This is a genomic window from Roseateles sp. (assembly GCF_019237615.1).
Lineage (GTDB): Bacteria > Pseudomonadota > Gammaproteobacteria > Burkholderiales > Burkholderiaceae_C > Pelomonas.
Genome location: NZ_JAFAGT010000069.1, coordinates 73,115 through 90,045, shown reverse-complemented (window position 1 = coordinate 90,045; position 16,931 = coordinate 73,115). Strand labels below are relative to the sequence as shown.

Annotated in this window: 15 protein-coding genes; 4 read left to right on the top strand and 11 right to left on the bottom strand. The window is 69.7% G+C overall.

Annotation, left to right across the window (positions count from 1 at the left end; all coding sequences use genetic code 11):
• The 9 genes from JOY88_RS14195 to JOY88_RS14155 form a co-directional block, all read right to left on the bottom strand.
• Complete coding sequence (locus tag JOY88_RS14195) at positions 1 to 1,455, bottom strand: serine/threonine protein kinase (protein WP_293503281.1); 1,455 nt, start codon at positions 1,453 to 1,455, stop codon at positions 1 to 3.
• Entirely contained in the window at positions 1,452 to 2,228 is a 777-nt protein-coding gene (locus tag JOY88_RS14190; protein WP_293503280.1) for a metallophosphoesterase family protein, read from the bottom strand. The genes JOY88_RS14195 and JOY88_RS14190 overlap by 4 nt, the downstream gene beginning before the upstream one ends.
• Before the next feature lie 45 nt (positions 2,229 to 2,273).
• Positions 2,274 to 4,706, bottom strand: coding sequence for a spermine/spermidine synthase domain-containing protein (locus JOY88_RS14185; protein WP_293503279.1), 2,433 nt, complete (start codon positions 4,704 to 4,706; stop codon positions 2,274 to 2,276).
• A gap of 135 nt (positions 4,707 to 4,841) precedes the next feature.
• Positions 4,842 to 5,468 carry a TIGR02466 family protein gene (locus JOY88_RS14180; RefSeq protein ID WP_293503278.1) on the bottom strand — a complete coding sequence of 209 codons (627 nt, stop codon included), beginning with the start codon at positions 5,466 to 5,468 and terminating at the stop codon, positions 4,842 to 4,844.
• Complete coding sequence (locus JOY88_RS14175) at positions 5,465 to 6,418, bottom strand: HupE/UreJ family protein (protein WP_293503277.1); 954 nt, start codon at positions 6,416 to 6,418, stop codon at positions 5,465 to 5,467. The genes JOY88_RS14180 and JOY88_RS14175 overlap by 4 nt, the downstream gene beginning before the upstream one ends.
• A complete protein-coding gene (locus JOY88_RS14170) occupies positions 6,415 to 7,272 on the bottom strand; it encodes a peptidylprolyl isomerase (RefSeq protein WP_293503276.1) in 858 nt (285 codons plus the stop codon). The genes JOY88_RS14175 and JOY88_RS14170 overlap by 4 nt, the downstream gene beginning before the upstream one ends.
• 36 nt (positions 7,273 to 7,308) lie before the next feature.
• Positions 7,309 to 7,893 (bottom strand): PEP-CTERM sorting domain-containing protein, encoded by a 585-nt coding sequence (locus tag JOY88_RS14165; protein ID WP_293503275.1) that lies wholly within the window; start codon positions 7,891 to 7,893, stop codon positions 7,309 to 7,311.
• Positions 7,894 to 7,965: 72 nt separating this feature from the next.
• A complete protein-coding gene (locus JOY88_RS14160) occupies positions 7,966 to 10,209 on the bottom strand; it encodes a hypothetical protein (protein ID WP_293503274.1) in 2,244 nt (747 codons plus the stop codon).
• A gap of 91 nt (positions 10,210 to 10,300) precedes the next feature.
• Positions 10,301 to 10,750 (bottom strand): copper chaperone PCu(A)C domain-containing protein, encoded by a 450-nt coding sequence (locus tag JOY88_RS14155; protein WP_293503273.1) that lies wholly within the window; start codon positions 10,748 to 10,750, stop codon positions 10,301 to 10,303.
• A gap of 178 nt (positions 10,751 to 10,928) precedes the next feature.
• On the opposite strand from JOY88_RS14155, the gene JOY88_RS14150 reads away from it, so the two are divergent.
• Positions 10,929 to 11,507 (top strand): PEP-CTERM sorting domain-containing protein, encoded by a 579-nt coding sequence (locus JOY88_RS14150; protein ID WP_293503272.1) that lies wholly within the window; start codon positions 10,929 to 10,931, stop codon positions 11,505 to 11,507.
• A gap of 71 nt (positions 11,508 to 11,578) precedes the next feature.
• Here the strand turns inward: JOY88_RS14150 and JOY88_RS14145 are convergent, their stop codons facing one another.
• Entirely contained in the window at positions 11,579 to 11,788 is a 210-nt protein-coding gene (locus JOY88_RS14145; protein ID WP_293503271.1) for a hypothetical protein, read from the bottom strand.
• Between the two features lie 115 nt (positions 11,789 to 11,903).
• On the bottom strand, positions 11,904 to 12,521 hold the full coding sequence (locus JOY88_RS14140) for a rhodanese-like domain-containing protein (RefSeq protein WP_293503270.1): 618 nt from the start codon (positions 12,519 to 12,521) through the stop codon (positions 11,904 to 11,906).
• A gap of 308 nt (positions 12,522 to 12,829) precedes the next feature.
• Here JOY88_RS14140 and nosR point away from each other — a divergent pair, with 308 nt between their 5' ends.
• From nosR to JOY88_RS14125, 3 genes are read left to right on the top strand one after another with little or no spacing between them, the layout of a single operon-like run.
• Positions 12,830 to 14,146, top strand: a complete 1,317-nt coding sequence (nosR, locus tag JOY88_RS14135) for a response regulator c-di-GMP phosphodiesterase, NosR family (protein ID WP_293503269.1) — start codon at positions 12,830 to 12,832, stop codon at positions 14,144 to 14,146.
• Positions 14,147 to 14,203: 57 nt separating this feature from the next.
• Positions 14,204 to 14,767: a response regulator gene (locus JOY88_RS14130; RefSeq protein ID WP_293503268.1), complete on the top strand. Its 564-nt coding sequence runs from the start codon at positions 14,204 to 14,206 to the stop codon at positions 14,765 to 14,767.
• Positions 14,764 to 16,869 carry an ATP-binding protein gene (locus JOY88_RS14125; RefSeq protein WP_293503267.1) on the top strand — a complete coding sequence of 702 codons (2,106 nt, stop codon included), beginning with the start codon at positions 14,764 to 14,766 and terminating at the stop codon, positions 16,867 to 16,869. The genes JOY88_RS14130 and JOY88_RS14125 overlap by 4 nt, the downstream gene beginning before the upstream one ends.
• Positions 16,870 to 16,931 lie beyond the last annotated feature (62 nt).

Below are 16,931 nucleotides of genomic sequence, written 5' to 3'. Positions count from 1 at the left end.
TCAACCGCCGGCCGGCTCGCGCACGACGGTGACGGTGCAGTCCGACTCGGCCACGACCTGGCCCGACACGCTGCCCAGATAGCGCCGCAAGGCCGACGCGCCGCGCGCGCCCATGACGATGTGGTCCACGCCGTTGCGGTGGGCGAAATCGATGATGGCGCCAGCCGCGTCGGGCGCCTCCAGCACGTGGAAGGTCAGCCGCCCATCCTCCAGGTTCAGCGCCTTGCTGATGGGCCGCGCCCAGTGCTTGAGGGCGATGAGCTGCTTCACGTGCAGGCTCTGGCCATGCTTGTCGGTCAGCTCGTCGATGCCGATGCGGTTCACGCGCATGACGCTGACGCAGGCCAGGCGGGCGCCGGCCTCGGTCTGCACGATGCGGCGCACGGTCTCGCATAGCTGGGCCAGCAGCTCGGGCGTCGCGTTGCCGACGTCCACGGCCGCCATGACGATGGGACTGCGCGCCAGTTGCTGGCCGGCCGGCGCGGCGGGCTGGGCTTCCGCGCCCAGCGCGAAGAACCACCGCTTGAGCCGGCGCATCGCGCCGCTGACCTGCAGCTTCTCGGCGCGAGCGGTGAGCGCGACGCCGCCGGGCTCGCGCAAGTCCAGCGCCAGCTGGGCGGCACTCTGGTAGCGCCGCTCGGGCCTGACCTCCAGGCAGCGCAGGATGACCTCCTGCAGCCAGGGCGGCAGCTCGGGCCGGATGGCGCGCGGCGGCACCGGCTCGACGTAGAGGCGGCGGCGCAGTCCGCGCACCGAGTTCGGCTGACCGAAGGGCCGCTCGCCGGTGCTCAGGTGGTAGAGCATGACGCCCAGCGCGAACAGGTCGCTGCGCGGGTCGTTGCGCACGAACTGCACCTGCTCCGGGCTCATGTAGGGGCCGGTGCCCATGGGCAGCGTGAACTCCTCCTCCAGCAGGTCGGGCAGCAGCTCGTGGCGGCTGAGGCCGAAGTCGACCAGCACAGCAGTGCCGTCGGGGCGGAACATGATGTTGCTGGGCTTGATGTCCAGGTGCACCACATGCTGGCGGTGCAGGGCCGCCAGCGCCGTGGCGACGCGGGCGCCGATGTCGGCCACCTCTTCGGGCGGCAGCGGGGCGTCGTCGAGGAGCGGGCGCAGCGTGTCGCCGGGGATGCGCTCCATGACGATGAAGGCCTGGCGCGTCCAGTCGCCGCGGGCGACGAAGCGCGGCACGTGCGGGCCGCTGAGCTGCGGCATCAGCATCTGCTCGACTTCGAAGCCGACGATGGTGGCGGGGTCCTCTCCGCCCTTGATGCGCGGCACCTTCATCAGCAGCCCGATGCCATCCTCCTCGCCCTCCACGCGGCTGACACGCCACAGGTTGGCCATGCCGCCCTGGTGCAGCCGTTCCTCCAGCCGGAAGCCGTCCAGCACACGGCCGGCCTCCAGCGGCGCGGGCGGCGCGGGGGAGGCGAGGGGCAGTGTCGTCGTCATCATTCGCCGAGCGTGAGGCGGCGCGCGAGGCGCTCGACAATCAGCGGCGGCAGGGCGGTCGCGCGCAGGGCCGCGCAGGCGGCGTCGACGTCGTAGGCCACGCGCTGGAAGGTGATGCGCGCGTCGTCGAGATCGGACTTGCCCGGGTCCAGCAGCGCGTAGCAGGCCGCCGGGTTGCCATCGCGCGGCTGGCCGCAGGAGCCCGGGATGGCCAGCCATTGGCGGTGGCCCGGCAGCGGCATGGGCACGCCGGCCACGGGCCGGAAATCACCCGCCTTGCCGGTGCCGGAGAGGTGGAAGAGCATGGGCTCGTGCATGTGGCCGCAGACCTGGATGCGTGCCGCGCTGGCGTGCAGGCTCTTCACGGCCTCGGCACGGCCCTGCACGTACTCCCAGCGGCCGGGTTCGAAGGCGTTGGCGTGCACGAACAGGCAGTGGCCCGGTTCGCCGCGGGCCTGCAGGGGCAGCCGCGCCAGGAAACGCAGCTGGTCTTCATCCAGTTGGGCGCGCGTCCAGTCGACGACGGCGCGTGCGTCCGGGTGCATGCCCGGCGTGCTGCCATGGGCCACAGCCTCGTCGTGGTTGCCCTGCACGGTGAGGGCGCCGTCGGTGGCGAGGGCCATGACCTGCTCCAGCACCCAGGCCGGGTCGGCGCCGTAGCCGACGAAGTCGCCCAGCAGCGCATAGCGGGTGGCACCCTGGGTGCGGGCGTCGGCCAGGACGGCCTCGAAGGCCTGGCGGTTGGCATGAATATCGGTAATGAGGGCCCAGCGCATGGGCGACAGCTTGCCATGAAGCGCTGACGCCGGGCCGACAGGCGTTCAGCGGGCGACGAGGTCGGGGCGGATGCGCGCGAGCGCGTCCAGCAGCTGGCGCGCAGCAGCGGGGTCGCGCGGCGCCAGAGCTTGCGCAATGCGGCGCAGCGGCTCGGCGGCGGGCTGGAAGTCGGGGCTCTGGCGTAGCACGGCCAGCAGCGGCGCGCCGACACGGGCCAGCATGACGGCTGGGTCGGCGCTGGGCTGGGTGCGGCGGCCCAGGTCCAGGTAGCCATGGCGGGCCCGGGCGTAGGCGTTCAGGCGCGGGGCCAGTCCGGGCTCGGCGAGCAGGGCCGTCGTGTCGACGTTGAGCAGGCCCAGAAGGTCCAGCAGGCGGTCGCGCGGCGCGGAGTCAGGGGCGTAGGTGACGCGCGGCGCGCTGTAGGCCACCCAGGGGCGGTCGTCGGTGTTCGGCGGCGCGCCGGCGGCAAAGCGCTGCAGGGATCTCGGGTCGGCGATGAGGCTGCCCAGCACCGCCAGCTCGTCGTCCAGGCCGAAGCTCGCGGCCAGCGCGGGCGGAGGGCGGGGCCCGAAGCGCGTGCCGCCGGCGCGGCCGACCAGGCCGACTGTGGGGGTGTCCAGGCTGTTGCTGGCCAGGATGGCAGCGCCGTCGGGGAATGCCTGCAGGAAGGCCGCGGTGATGCTGCGCAGCGTGTCCAGGTCCAGCTGGTGCAGGGGCAGCCATTGGCAGAACAGGCCCCGCGGCGCCAGGCGCTCGCGCACGGCGTGGAAATGCTCGACGGTGTAGAGCGCGCCGGAGCCACTGCGGGCGGGGTGGAAGTTGTCGGAGACGACGACGTCGTAGCGCTGCGTCGCGGTGCGCACGAAACGGCGCGCATCGGCGGCCAACAGCCGCGGTTCCGGCCCGTCGCCCAGACCTGCCAGCGCGTGCCGGAACAGCGTTGCGGCCTGGATGACCTCGGGCAGCAGCTCGACTGCATCCACCCGCAGGCCCGGCAGCCTTGCGGCCACGCCGGCGGTGACGCCCGATCCCACGCCGAGGAAGAGGGCCTGTCCGGCCTCGCCGTGCAGCAACAGTGGCAGCAGCGCCTGGCGGCCATCGACCAGCAGCGTGGCGCTGCTGCCCTCCTGCTGGCGGTTGTTGATGCGCAGACGTGCGATGCCGGCCGCGTCCTCGACGACGCTGACGGCCGCCATGGCGCCGTCGCGGTAGCTCAGCAGCCGACCGCCCTCGGGCAGGTCGACGAAGGCCAGCGGCGGTGCGAGGAGCGCCAGCGCCGCGGTGGCTCCGGCGGGAAGCCACCAAGACGGGCGGCGCCAGGCCGGCGTGAGCAGCAGATAGCCTGCAGCCACCAGCAGCAACGTGAGCTTGGGCCCCAGGACCGGAGCCAGCGCGACACCGAACAGCGGCGCGGCCACCATCGCGCCCAGCGTGTTGGCGCCCAGCGCGCGGCTGAAGGGGATGCCGGCCGCGGCGGCGTCGGCGCTGAGCTGGCAGAAGAGGGCGCCCATCAGCAGCGTGGGCAGCGCGAACGCCGCGACGGCCAGCAGTGCCTCGGTGGCCAGCGCGGCGGCCTGGGTCTCGGGCTGCAGCCAGGCCTTGATCGCCTCGGCGCTCCACAGCGCGGCCATGCCCAGCAGGATGCTCCAGGCCAGGGCCTTCAGTAGCAGCGGCGTGCTGCACAGCCGCTGCCAGCGCGTGAAGGCGGCGGCGCCCAGCGCGCTGCCGGCGAGGTACACGGCCAGCAGCAGCGCGAAGGTGTAGACCGTGTCCTCGGCGACCTGGCTGAGCACGCGCACGGCCAGCACCTCGTAGGAGATGCCCAGAAGGCCGGTCAGCGCGAGCAGCGCCAGGGGCCGGCTCGAGGTACGTGGTCCCAGCGGTGGCGTGGGTCGCGCCTGCAGCGCGAGGCCGGCCAGCGCTGCGCAGCCCAGGTTGAGGGCGACGCACAGGCCGGCGCAGCGCGTCAGGCCCCAGCCCGGGATCAGCCAGAAGGCAGTGCCCAGCACGCCCGCGACGGCACCCAGCGTGTTGGCCGCGTACAGCGGCGGGAGGTGCGTCGTGCCGAGGCGGGCCATGGCTGGCAGCGTCGCGCCCATGGCGGTGGTGGCCGGCAGTAGCAGGACGAAGCTGGCTCCGAAGGCAACGCACCAGTGGCGCAACGGCGTTGCCTCCGGCCCGATGAGGGCCAGTGCTGCGCCGCTGGCCGCGGGCATCGCGAGCATCAGCAGCCCGCCCCACAGCCCGATCAGCGCCTCGCAGCCGGCATACCAGCGCAGCGGCCGCGCGCTGGCCTCGATGCGTCGCCCCAGCAGCAGCGCGCCCAGCGAAAGCCCGCCAAAGAAGGCCGCGACGACAGCCAGCACGGCTGCCGACTCATGGCCGAGGACGAGGCCGAACTGCTGCGTCCAGACGATCTGGTAGCCCAGGCCGGCGAAGCCGGACGCGGCCATCAGCAGCAATGCCAGGCGGCTCATATCGCAGGGGCCTCAAGCCGGTCCGCTGTGGTGATGCGCCTGCGGCTCGAAGCCGCAGGCATGCCGCTCCACCGGGTGAGCGGCTGGGCTCGCCCGCGTTCAGCGGAGCGAGGCTGGGCGAAGGAGCGTTTCACTTCAAGCGCTGAAGCTCAGGGTGTAGCCCCAGCTTTCCAAGCGCGTCGGGATGGCGTTGAAGGCCAGGCTGATGCGGCGCGCGCCGGCATTGGGCGGCACGGCGTGCATCAGGTAGCTGGGGAAGAGGATGAGGTCGCCCGGCGCCGGCGCTGGGCTGACCCATTTCTCGGCGTTGTAGGGCCCGGTGACGACGCCGGCATGGTCGTTCTTCAGCGCGAAGTCGTGGCCGCCGGGTGACTTCATGAACACCGTGCGCGCCGAGTCGTGCGTCTCGGTCAGGTAGACCACGCCGGAGGCAAAGCTGTTGGCGTGGTTGTGCATGGCCTGGCGACCGCCGGTGTCCAGCACGTTGACCCACATCTCCTTGATGGCCCATCCCAGGTTCTCTCCGAACAGGTGGCGGCCGAACGCGGCGATGCGGGGCGTGATGAGGGCGGCGGCCTGCACCAGCAGCGGGCTGTCCCCGGGCTGCAGCATGCGGGTGTGCGACAGCGCGTCGGAGCTGTTGTTCGCCTGCAGCGCGCGGGTGCTGAAGTGGTCGACCAGCGCGTGGACGAGGGGCATGGGCAGCACCCCCTGCGAGCGCTGCAGCGGGACGGGAAAGAGCCCGATGACTTCGTCCGTCATGTCACGATCGCCGCGATGCGCAGCCAGGACCAGTAGGCTGCGATGCTGCCGATCATGTAGAGCAGCACCGTGCGCAGCCGCTGCGCGGCCTGCCAGTGGCCGGCGAGGCGCCACAGGCACCAGCAGGCGGCCACCGTCAGCAGCTGGCCGATCTCGACGCCCAGGTTGAAGGTCAGCAGCGCGACGAGCAAGTGATGCTCCGGCAGGCCGATCTCCTGCAGCGCACCGGCAAATCCGAGGCCGTGCACGAGGCCGAACAGGAAGGCGACGAGGGCCGGCCAGCGGCTGGCCAGGGTGTCGCGTCGCTGCAAGGCCTCGCCCGCGACGAGCACGATGGACAGCGCGATGCTGGCCTCCACCGGCGCGGCGCGCAGCGTCAACCAGCCAAGGGCACTGCAAGCCAGCGTGAGGCTGTGCGCGGCAGTGAAGGCGGTGATGGTCCAGACGAGGCGTCGCCTGAAGCCCACCAGGAACAGCAGGCCGATGACGAACAGCAGGTGGTCGATGCCGCCGAGGATGTGCTCCACGCCCAGCAGCGTGTAGGCGCTGGCGATCTCGCCCATGCCGCGCGGGTCATCGGCAGCGCCGTAGAGCTGCACCGTGGGCTGGGCCTTGGTCAGCGTGTAGACGCGGGTCTGGCCGTCCAGCCAGAACACGCGCACGACGGCGGCCGAGTAGCGCTCACCGACGCCTTTGACCGACAGCGTGCCGGCGAGGCCGGCCTCGCCGCAGCGCAACACCGTGGCCTCGGCCGCGCAGGCCTGCGGCCAGATGGGCGTCAGGTCCTGGGCGATGGGGCGCTTCTCGCCGGCGCCCCATTGCCAGAGGAATTCGCCGCGCCGGGTCTCGCGCAGCTGCATCTCGGCCATGCTCATCTCGTGGCCAAAGGCGGGCAGGGCTGCCGGCAGGGGCGCGGCCAGCCACAGCAGCCAGATCAGCAGCCGTTTCATTTCGCTGGCGCCTCGATCTTGATGGCGTACTTTCTGGCCAGGGCCGCGACGGCGGCGCTGCGCTGCTCGGCCAGCGTCGCATCTGTCCAGTCCTGCAGCACGACGCCGCGCAGCACCTCGAACTCGGCGGGCCTGGCGGCGCTGGCGGCCTCCAGCCGCACGGCGTGCCAGCCCTCGCGGGACTCCAGTGCCAGCCATTGGCCAGGCGGGGCGGCTTCCAGCGCCCGGGCGAAACCGTCGCCGTAGCTTTGCAGCAGGTTGCCATGCGGCCGGCCCTTGAAGACGCGCAGGCCGGCCCGGGCATCGCCGGGCGTGCCGTGATTGAGCTGATCGACGAAGGCGCGCACGGCGGCCTCGCCGGCATGGCCTTCGAGCACGGCTTCCTGGAAGTCGAAGCGGGCAGGCTCGTCGTACTTGGCGCGGTGCTTTTCGAACCAGCCGCGCAGCAGTTCGTCGCTGACCGGCGGCAGCTTGGTGCCGCCGTCGACGACGCTCAGTGCCTTGAAGATGACGCGCTCGCGGATCGCGGTGTCGCCCTTGTCGAGTTGCAGGGCCAGGCCCTCGCGGTAGAGCACTTCGTTTTCCAGCCAGACCTTGCGCAGGGCCGTCATCTCCTCGGCGTTGGGGTCCTGGCCGCGCTTGGCCTTGAAGAGCTGGCGCGCCTCCTCGTCGACCTCGGCACTGATGATGATCTCGCTGGCCTCGCCGCTGCCGGGGTTGAGCCAACGGTCCACGCCGAACAGCAGCGCGCCCAGCAGCAGGAAGTGCAGCAGCGGCTCTCGCGCCCAGCGGGACAGGGGCCGGCGCGACAGCGCAGCCTGGACGGCCGGGCTCAGGGGAAGTTGGGCGGACATGGCTCTCGAAACGGACGGCGTAACAGGCGGCGGATGCTATCGGCGCAGCAAGACAGAACGGCGACAAGCGAGCCCGAGGAGGCCCAGCCCCAGGCATAGGGCCGCGGCAGGCTCCGGAACGGCGGACGTGATGACAAAGTCCAGGCCATAGCTGACCTGGCCGCCGGTTTCTTGCAGCCAGACCGACCAGGTGCCGGCCGGGATGGGGGCCTTGTCGGCGCCGACCATGGCGACGAGGATGTCGCTGCCGATCTGCTCGCCGCCGTAATGGTTGAAGCCATAGAAGGCTTCGATGCCACCACCGGATGGCGTCACGGTGAGTTGCGGTCCGGCCTGGATGCCGAAGAAGGAGGCGCTGCCCGATACGCCGGTGACGGGCAGCAGCCATAGCTCGGCCAGCACATGGCCCGCGGGTACGGTAAAGCTGAAGTAGTCGCGGTCCACACCATGGCCGGCATCGCCCATGGTGCCGAGTACCAGGTTGCGGCCGGGCGCCATCGCGATGACGGTGGGTGCCAGGCCGTTGTCCGACAGGTCGCCTTGGATCGCTTCGTCCCAGACGATGGCGGCCTGGGAAGAGGCGACTGCTACAAGCAGCGCAGCACCGATGCAGGTCTTCATGACATCTCCTCGATGAAAAAAGGGCGCTGCATCGCTGCAGCGCCCCTGGACGGGAGCGGGCTCCCGGCGGCCTCACCTCACGCCGGCGACGGCGTAGGAGTTGGCCACCTCGACGTAGATCGGGTTGCTGTAAAACCAGAGGTCGGCCCAGGCGGCCACGTCGTAGGAGACGTACTTCTGGCCCGCCACCGTGGCGAGGTGGGCCGGGCAGCCGTTGATGGCGTCGCCGGTCAGTACTGTGCCGACGGTTCTGCAGGGGATGCGCAGCATCGAGGTGTCGTTGGCGTTGGTGTAGATGTCGGCCAGCGGGTTGCCGCTGGCGTCCGTCTCGTAGGGCACGGCGGCGGGCAGGTTGCTGCCGCGCAGGCGCAGGTACTGCGAGGCCTGGACGGCGGGGATGCGGAAGCTCATCTTCAGGAAGACGGTGTTGTCCACACCCGACTGCACGGCGGTCCACGGCGTGCCGCCGTCGCCGCTGAAGGTCTTCAGCACGGCGGCCGAGGTGTTCTTCGCGCCGGCCGGCACGGCGGCCAGGCCCGCTGTCGTGCCGTCGGCCTTCAGCCAGGCCGTGTTGCGCGGCCATTCGCCCGAGTAGTCCGCCGAGCCGGGCGTCTTGTAGCCGGTGACCATGCCCCGAATCACGTCGACGTGGTCCAGCACCGGCTTGTTCAGCGGCTGGTTGATGCCGACCTGTGCCAGCGACGGGTTGGGGAAGGTGTAGGGCGAGAAGTTGGTGCCGTCCGGGTCGCGCACGACGACGGCGACGACGATCTCTGCGCCCGGGCGGGCGGCGAGCTTCTCGCCCATGGTGGCGCAGCCGACGGCGTCGATGTCGGTGCCCTTGGTGGCAGCGGCGACGGCCAGGGCCTCGACTGCGGCGTTGGTGCGCGCGCCGGGACCGGCGTAGGACGTGCAGGCGACGAAGGCCAGGCGGTCGATCAACTGGCCGGAAGCCGACCATGCGTTGCCGCTGCGCAGACCGTCGACGATGGTCTGCGGGCGCAGCTTGTCGCTGCCGTTGCGGACCATGACATGGGTTCGCTGGTATTCGCCGGGGTAGAAGTCCTGCGTGGAGCGTCGGTCGTCCGGGCCGAAGCTGCCGCGGTTGTGCCAGTCGGAGCTGGCGAAGAACCACCAGTTGCGGCCTTCGCCGAGCAGCGCGTCCCAGACGCCGCCGACCTGGGCCGCGTAGACGCCGGTGCCGCCGTAGGTCGTGCCGCCGACGGAGTCGACCAGGCCGGCCGTGCCGCCGAAGTTGTTTCGCTTGACCTGGTACTCGCCGCGGTTGCTGGACGCGCCATGGCCGGGTTGAGACTCGAAGCCGAAGGCGACGTTGGGCGCGGTGTTGTTGAAGTTGCGCAGGTGCTCGATGTTGAAGCCGTTGTTGCCGTCCACGTTGAACGGGCCGGCACGCTCCAGGTGGGCGGGCACGTAGTAGCTGGCCTGGCCGTGGAAGTTGGCCATCCACTTCAGGGCTTCCAGCGTCTTCAGGTGACCCTTGTCTCCGGTGCCGGCGCCGCCGGGCTGCACGAGCTTCTTGCCGGTGCCGCTCCAGCCCAGCGTGCTGGACGTGGAGTCGGCGCTGGCGGGGTTGCTGCAATCCCAGTTGTTGCCGGTGGTGGAGCCGGTCACGTTGCCACGGCTCTGGTCAGTGTCACCGCGGTCGAAGCAGTAGGACCATTGGGCCAGCGCGCTGGCGTTGCCCAGCGCCGTGTAGCCCGGCGCGGTCGGCAGCGTGGCGTTGTCCACGGCGGACGGCATCTGGCCGGTCACGACGGACATGGAGCTGTGCTCATGGCCGGCGACGACGGACTCCAGGCCCAGGAAGAGGGGCAGGTTCTTGTAGGCAGCCAGGTACTCGATGACCGGGTACTGGTATTCCTGCAGCGACTGCCAGCGCCACATGTTGCCGTTGCCGCCGACGCCGCCGCCATTGCCCTTCAGGTTGGCCGCGCCGATGCTGTTGGCCCAGGTCGTCGTGGGGCCCTGGCCGGCTACATAGGGGTAGGCAGGCGTGGACAGCGAGGCGTCCTCGACCAGCGTGCAGTTGCGGTTGCCGTTGCCGCCGTGGCCGGCCTGCACGAACCAGTCCAGGCCCCAGGGCGAGTCGGCCGTCTTGTCTGTGACCTTCTTGACCAGCTTCTGCATGGAGATCGCGCCGTCCGAGCAGGTGGTGTGGTTGTGGAAGTCGCCGGAAACATACTTGCCTGCCGTCTTTCCGGCGGCCGTGGCGAGGTTGGGCGCGATGACCGCGGCGCTGCCCAGCGCCGCGAGGGCGGCCAGGGCGATCTGGCTCTTGCTGAAGAAATGAGTCATGGGATCTGCTCCGTGGATGAAGGGGAGAGGGCCGAAAGCGGGGCGCATGCTATGGATGGGGGATGACCTCGGCGTGACGGGTTCACGACGTTCAGCGCAGGCCGGCGTAGTCGACGTTGAGCGTGGCGTTGACGGGCTCCGCGAACTCGAAGATCAGGCGCAGCGGGAAGCTGCGGCCAAGCTGCAGCGGCTGCTGCAGGTCCAGCAGCTCGATGTGCAGGCCGTCCTCGGTGAGGGTGAGTTCCTGGCCTGCGTGGATCGGCAGTGACAGGCCTTGCACGCCCTCCGGTGCGCCGGGGCCGGCAAGACGTGCCCCCCCAGCCACGGGGGTTTGCAGTCCGATCAGGCGGTCGCTGGCCTGCACCTCGTCGAAGCGCATGCAGAGCCGGGTCGTGTCGGCGTCGACGCGCGTCGCGCGCGTCCAGGGGTGCCAGATGCGCATGCGGCTGCTGAAGAACTCGCAGGCGCGAGCGGGGCGGGCAAGGCCGGCGGCGCCGAGGGCGATGAGCAGATAGCGGCGGGGCAGGACAGGTCGGGTCATGGCGGGCGGCAGCGGGCGGGCTTGAGACCATCGCAGCCACCGATGACATCGGCGTGAAGTGCGCTGGTGCCTGCCTTGGTGGCGTCACGTGGCTGTCGTCATTGCCCACCACACTGCGCCCCCGACCAAGACGCTGCGGCCACCGCCGCCCCAAACCCTCAAGCCCTGGAGTTCTTCGATGAAGCTCGCCTCCCTCGCCCTGGCTCTCGGCCTGGCCTCGCCGGCCTTCGCGGCCGCCCCGCTGTTCGTGGACTTTGAAAAGACCTGGTCCTACGGTGAGGAGGTGGCCGACACCTACGCCGCCAGCGGCGTGTCTTTCACCAACGTGCTGGGCCTGTCCAACGACGCCGACTTCACCTACTTCAGCAACGCGCCGTCGCCGCTGGGCGTGGCCTTCGTGCAGCTGGACGGCATCGTCAACACCACCGCCTTCATGAACGTCAGCGCGGGCGTCACCGGCGGCCTGAGCTTCTTCTACTCAACCCCGAGCGACGCGCCCATCGCCATCAAGGCCTACTCCGGCCTGAACGGCACCGGCACGCTGCTGGGCAGCCTCGACCTGACGGCCAACTCGGCCGACTACAGCGCCTGGAACCATGCCGTGCTGAGCTTCAGCGGCACGGCCATGTCCTTCGACCTGACCGGCATGGCCAACGCCGTGGCGCTGGACAACATCAGCGCCGTACCCGAGCCGGGCAGCGTCGCGCTGATGCTGGGCGGCGCCGCTCTGCTGCTGGCCCGCCGCCGCCGCGACTGATCGGCGGGCGCCAAAACGAAAAGCCGGCTGCACGCAGCCGGCTTTTCGTTGCCGGGGCGAAGCCCGGGTCTTCAGCGGGATGGGCGGCTGAGGCCCTGCAGCAACAGGCCACCCAGCGCGGCCGTGCTCAATGACGCGACACCCGAACTGAAGAGGGGGTGGTGCGCCATGAGTGCCAGATCGCCGAGCCTGAGTGCGTGCTCCAACGAGACCCCGAGGAACGCCAGCCCAATGAGGGCAACGAGGAAGATCATCGATACGAACGCGTGCTGGAAGTTCATCACCGCTCCTCGCGAAAAGCAGGCAGCTTCTTGTAGCACTTCCGGCCGCCGCATGGCGAGCCCAGGGCTGAGGTGCCTGTCCCCCCGGGCTTGAGGGGGGCGCTGCGCGCATGGCTCAGCGCGGGAAATACATGCGGCTGCGGTCCAGCTTGTAGCTCCAGGGCAGGCCCGCGTTTCGCCAGCCGTTCACGCTGCGACGGCCTTCCTTGTCCAGGTCGCCCTCAAAGCCATCGACGACCGACCATACCCGCGTGAAGCCGTCCTCGGCCAGCCGGTTGGCGGCACGGGCGCTGCGGTCGCCGGAGCGGCAGATCAGCACGACGGCGTCCGTGGGCTGCAAGCCCTTCTGCACCAGACGCCGGCGCACCTCGGGCACGAAGTCCTGCATAGGCTCGAGCTTGTAGGCGTTGCGCTGCGCATCCCAGTCGGTCATCAACTCCTGCAACTCGACGAAAGGCACCAGCGCATCCACAGCGGTGGGCATGCCGACGAACATGGCTTCGGCCCGGGTCCGGATGTCGAGAAAGAGGACACGCGAGGCGCCGCCCTGGGACTGGATGAAGCCGGGCACCTCGCTCGCGCTCAGGTACATGCCCGCCTTGGTGCGCTTGGGCTCCGGCAGCGAGGCCGGGTCGGTGACCGCCGCCGTCCAGCCATTCCCGAGCATCAGCGCCAGGGCCGCGACTGCCTGCAGGCCCAGCCGGCGCCGCGCCGAACCGGTACCTCGTGACAAAGCCTTTGGTGATCCATTGGATTGCATTGGTGTCTCCTCTAGTTCGCTATATAGGCAATCGCGAATATTAAACCCGCCGCCGCTGCCCGCCTGTGCCTGTGGGCGCGGCCTGCGCGGACCAAGCCTGATCGCCACGCGACAGGGGCCGGCGGCGACGCGCGCAACTGCACCCCGGATCGGAGCCGGCGAGGCCTTGATGATGCCCCGCCGAGGGCGTTCGGAAAAGATAGACACCCAAGTCCGCGCTGCCTGCCTAAACTCACGCTTCGGCGGACCTGTCACTGCTGGCCCGCAAGTGGAGGCATGCAATGAATTCAGAGCTCACTGAATCGCCGGTCGTCCTCTTTGTTGATGACGAGCCTTCCATCCTCAGCGCGCTGCGGCGGCTGTTCCGGCCGCAGGGCTATCGCGTGCTGCTGGCCGATAGCGGCCGCGCCGGGCTGGCCATGCTGGAGGCAGAACCCGTGGACCTCGTCGTGTCCGACATGCGCATGCCGGAGATGGACGGCGCCAGCCTGCTGGAGCAGGTGCGTGAACGATGGCCGACGGTCGGGCGCATCCTGCTGACCGGCTATTCGGACATCGGCTCCACGGTGGCAGCGATCAACCGCGGCCAGATCCATCGCTATGTCGCCAAGCCCTGGGACGACCGCGAGCTGCTGATGTGCGTGCACGACGGCTTGGAGCGCCGCAGGCTCGAACAGGAGAACCGTGCGCTGATGCAGCTGACGCGCAAGCAGAACGATGAGCTGCAGGCCTTCAACGCCGAGCTGGCCGAGCGCGTCAGGGCGCGCACCGTCGAGCTCGAGCAGGTCAACGCGATGCTGGAGGCCTCGTTCGCGCAGGTTCAGGAGAACTTCCTGCTGTCGATCAACGTCTTCTCCGGCCTCCTGGAGCTGCGTGGCAGCGACATGGCCGGCTACTCGCGCCAGGTGGGCGGCCTTGCGCGGCGCATCGCCCGCCACCTCGACGGCGGCGCGATGCTGGAGCAGGATGTCTACATTGCCGGCCTGCTGCACGAGGTCGGAAAGATCGGCTTTCCCGACGCGATGCTGCGCAAGCCGCTGTCGACAATGAGCAGCGAGGAGTTGACCCTGTACCGCCGGCACACGCTCGATGGCGAGGCCGCGCTGCTGCCGCTGGGCCAGCTGCAGCGCGTTGCGCGCTATGTGCGCTCCCATCACGAGCGCATAGACGGCAAGGGCTTTCCCGACGGCTTGCGCGGCGAAGATGTGCCGTTCGGCGCGCAGATCGTCAGCATCGCGAGCGACTACCACGCGGCGCAGGCGGGGCGGCTGTCTTTGAAGCATTACTCGGCGGCGGAGGCGCAGGCGCTCGTCGTCGGCGGCGCCGGCACGCGCTATGAGGCCAGCATCGTCCAAGCCTTCGAGCTGGCTCTCGACGACGAGCCCACCGAGAAGCCGCAGGATCGCGAGCTGCCGGCCAACGATGTCGCACCCGGCATGGTGCTGTCGCGAGACCTGCTGTCGCCCCAGGGGACCTTGTTGCTCGCGGCCGGCTTCGTCTTCGACGAGCGCGTCGTCAGGCAGCTGCGCGAGTTCGCCGGCCGCCATGGCGTCAAGCTCAGCATCCATGTGAGGCCGCAGGATGGTCCGGCGGCATGAGCCGGCGGGCCGCTGCCCGAGCCCAGGTCCCGGAGCGCATGGTGCGGAGGAGAGTTCATGAGTGAGCGCATCCTGCTCGTCGACGACGAGCCCAGCATTCTCAGCGCGCTGCAGCGCCTGCTGCACGCCGGGTTGAAGGACGCCGCCGGCGGCCGCTACACGGTGGAGGTCTTCACCGACGGCGCGTCGGCCCTGGCGCGTGCGCGCGAATGCGCCTTCGCGCTGGCCATCTCCGACCATCGCATGCCCGGCATGACGGGCGTCGAGTTCCTGCGTGAGCTGCGCCAGGTGCAGCCGGATTGCGGGCGCATCATCCTGTCGGGATACGCTGACCTGAATGCCCTGGTCGCCGCGATCAACGAGGCCGAGATCGCCCGCTTCATCTCCAAGCCCTGGGCCGACTTCGACCTGCTCAGCGCGGTGCGCCAGGTGCTGCGGATCCGCGAGCTGACGCTGGAAAACCAATGCCTTGCCGACCAGGTGCGCCAGCAACGGGGGGTGCTGAGCGCCCAGGAGGCCGAGCTGCGCCGCCTGGAGCGTCTGGAGCCGGGCATCACCCATGTCAGATGGGGCAGCGACGGTTCCTTCATCCTCGAGGATCCCGACGAGGTCGGGCTGTGAGCGGCGCCGCGCTGAGCGATGACTTTCGCCTCGCGCTGCAGGCCGTGACGACGCCTACCCTGGTGCTCGACGCCACGCATGTCCTGCTCGCGAACACCGCGATGCAGCGCCTGCTCGGCCATGAGGAAGACGCGTTGCGACAGATGCCGTTGCGCGGTTGGGTGGCTGACGGCGACGCCGATGTGCTCGGGCGCTACTGCGAGCGTTGTCTCGCCGAGACGGGGGAGCAGCCGGCGATAGAGATCGAGGCCGAGACCGGAAGCGGCGCGCGCCGCGTGCTGGAGATCAAGGCCCAGCGCGTCGTCGTGGGTGACCGGGCCTGCGCCGTGCTGACGGGGCAGGATCTCAGTGATATCCGCTATGTGCAGAGCAGCCTGCTGGACGTCGGCCGTGTGCTCTACCAGATCCTCGAGAACAACCCGGTGCCGACCTTCGTCATCGACAAATCCCACCGGATTACGCACTGGAACGCCGCCTGCGCGCAGCTGACAGGCCACGAAGCCGCCGACATGCTGGGCCGTGACGACGCCTGGCGCGCCTTCTACCCCGAGGCCAGGCCGCTGCTGGCCGACCTGATCCTGGATGGCAGCATCGAGCAAGAGCGAGAACGCCTGTACGGCAAACGCTGCAACCCGTCGCCTCACATCGCGAACGCCTACGAGGTCGAGAGCTTCTTCCCCGCGTTCGGTGACGGGGGGCGCTGGCTCTTCTTCTCGGCGGCCCCCCTTGCCGACACGCAGGGCGAGCTGGTCGGCGCGATCGAGACGCTGCAGGATGTGACGCGCCGCCGCCAGGCCGAGGATGAGCTGCGCCGCCATCGCGTCGAGCTCGAGAACATGATCGTCGACAGAACGGCCGAGCTGCTCAGCACGCATCACGAGCTCGAGGCCTTTCTCGAGAACGCGTCTGTCGGCATCATCGCGACGGCCAACAACCGCGTGCAGCGTGGCAACAGGAAGTTCGCCGAGATGTTCGAGCTCGGCGATGTGTCGCCAGCCGGACTGCCGACACGCAGCCTGTTCAAGAGCGAGGAGGACTTTGAGGAGCTGAGCCGCATCGCCTATCCCGTGCTTTCCCAGGGCGGGTCGCTGTTCCACGAGATGGAGGTGCGCACGCTGGCCGGCAATCTCTTGTGGGTGCAGATCATTGCCTACGTGGCCAGTCCGTCCGAGCCGACGGCCGGTACATGGTGGTTGCTGCAGGATCGCACCGAGGTACGCCGCGTGCAGCGCGAGCTGGAGTTGAACTACGAGCGCATCAAACAGACCAACTCGCGGTTGGAAGAGGCGCAGAACCAGTTGCTGCAGTCCGAGAAGATGGCCTCCATCGGCCAGCTCGCCGCCGGCGTCGCCCACGAGATCAACAACCCCATCGGCTTCGTCAGTTCCAACCTCGGCTCGCTGCGCGGCTATGTCGAGCCCGTCTTCGGGCTGCTTGCGCTGCTGAAGCAGGCGCCCGCCGATACGCTGCCGGCCGACGTGAACGAAGAACTCGCCCGAGTCGACGCCGTCGTCGACCTCGGCTTCGTGCAGGAGGACCTGCCCAAGTTGCTCGACGAGAGCGAGGAGGGGTTGCTGCGCGTGAAGAAGATCGTGCAGGACCTGAAGAACTTTTCGCGGGTCGACCAGGCCGACTGGCAGGACGCGGACCTTAATGTGGGCCTGGACTCGACGCTCAACGTCGTCATGAACGAAGTCAAGTACAAGGCGGTGGTGCGCAAGGACTACGGCGAGCTGCCGCCGGTGCGTTGCATCGCGGCGCAGCTCAACCAGGTGTTCATGAACCTCATCGTCAATGCGGCCCACGCCATTCCCGAGCGCGGCACGATCACGCTGAGGACACGGGCAGCGGACGGCTGGGTCAGCGTCGAGGTGGCGGACACCGGCAGCGGCATGACCGAGGAGGTCAGACGGCGCATCTTCGAGCCTTTCTTCACGACCAAGCCGGTGGGCAAGGGGACAGGCCTGGGCCTGTCGCTGTCCTTTTCCATCGTGCAGAAGCATGGCGGCCGCATCGAGCTGGAGTCGGAGGTCGGCGTGGGAACCTGTTTCAGGGTTCGGATCCCGGTCCAGGGGGCTGCGCAGGATGGGTTGGCGGCATAGGCCGGCCATGCCCCGGGCGATAGTGTCCCGGCCAGGCGTGGGCGCAACTGCTCTATGCAGCC

What these genes read in the sequence shown, in the direction of transcription:
- JOY88_RS14130 (WP_293503268.1), top strand. Translation starts at nt 14,204, where the DNA reads ATGAGTGAGCGCATCCTGCTCGTCGACGACGAGCCCAGCATTCTCAGC.
- JOY88_RS14190 (WP_293503280.1), bottom strand. Translation starts at nt 2,228, where the DNA reads ATGCGCTGGGCCCTCATTACCGATATTCATGCCAACCGCCAGGCCTTC.
- JOY88_RS14185 (WP_293503279.1), bottom strand. Translation starts at nt 4,706, where the DNA reads ATGAGCCGCCTGGCATTGCTGCTGATGGCCGCGTCCGGCTTCGCCGGC.
- JOY88_RS14170 (WP_293503276.1), bottom strand. Translation starts at nt 7,272, where the DNA reads ATGTCCGCCCAACTTCCCCTGAGCCCGGCCGTCCAGGCTGCGCTGTCG.
- JOY88_RS14145 (WP_293503271.1), bottom strand. Translation starts at nt 11,788, where the DNA reads ATGAACTTCCAGCACGCGTTCGTATCGATGATCTTCCTCGTTGCCCTC.
- nosR (WP_293503269.1), top strand. Translation starts at nt 12,830, where the DNA reads ATGAATTCAGAGCTCACTGAATCGCCGGTCGTCCTCTTTGTTGATGAC.
- JOY88_RS14175 (WP_293503277.1), bottom strand. Translation starts at nt 6,418, where the DNA reads ATGAAACGGCTGCTGATCTGGCTGCTGTGGCTGGCCGCGCCCCTGCCG.
- JOY88_RS14165 (WP_293503275.1), bottom strand. Translation starts at nt 7,893, where the DNA reads ATGAAGACCTGCATCGGTGCTGCGCTGCTTGTAGCAGTCGCCTCTTCC.
- JOY88_RS14160 (WP_293503274.1), bottom strand. Translation starts at nt 10,209, where the DNA reads ATGACTCATTTCTTCAGCAAGAGCCAGATCGCCCTGGCCGCCCTCGCG.
- JOY88_RS14195 (WP_293503281.1), bottom strand. Translation starts at nt 1,455, where the DNA reads ATGATGACGACGACACTGCCCCTCGCCTCCCCCGCGCCGCCCGCGCCG.
- JOY88_RS14180 (WP_293503278.1), bottom strand. Translation starts at nt 5,468, where the DNA reads ATGACGGACGAAGTCATCGGGCTCTTTCCCGTCCCGCTGCAGCGCTCG.
- JOY88_RS14150 (WP_293503272.1), top strand. Translation starts at nt 10,929, where the DNA reads ATGAAGCTCGCCTCCCTCGCCCTGGCTCTCGGCCTGGCCTCGCCGGCC.
- JOY88_RS14155 (WP_293503273.1), bottom strand. Translation starts at nt 10,750, where the DNA reads ATGACCCGACCTGTCCTGCCCCGCCGCTATCTGCTCATCGCCCTCGGC.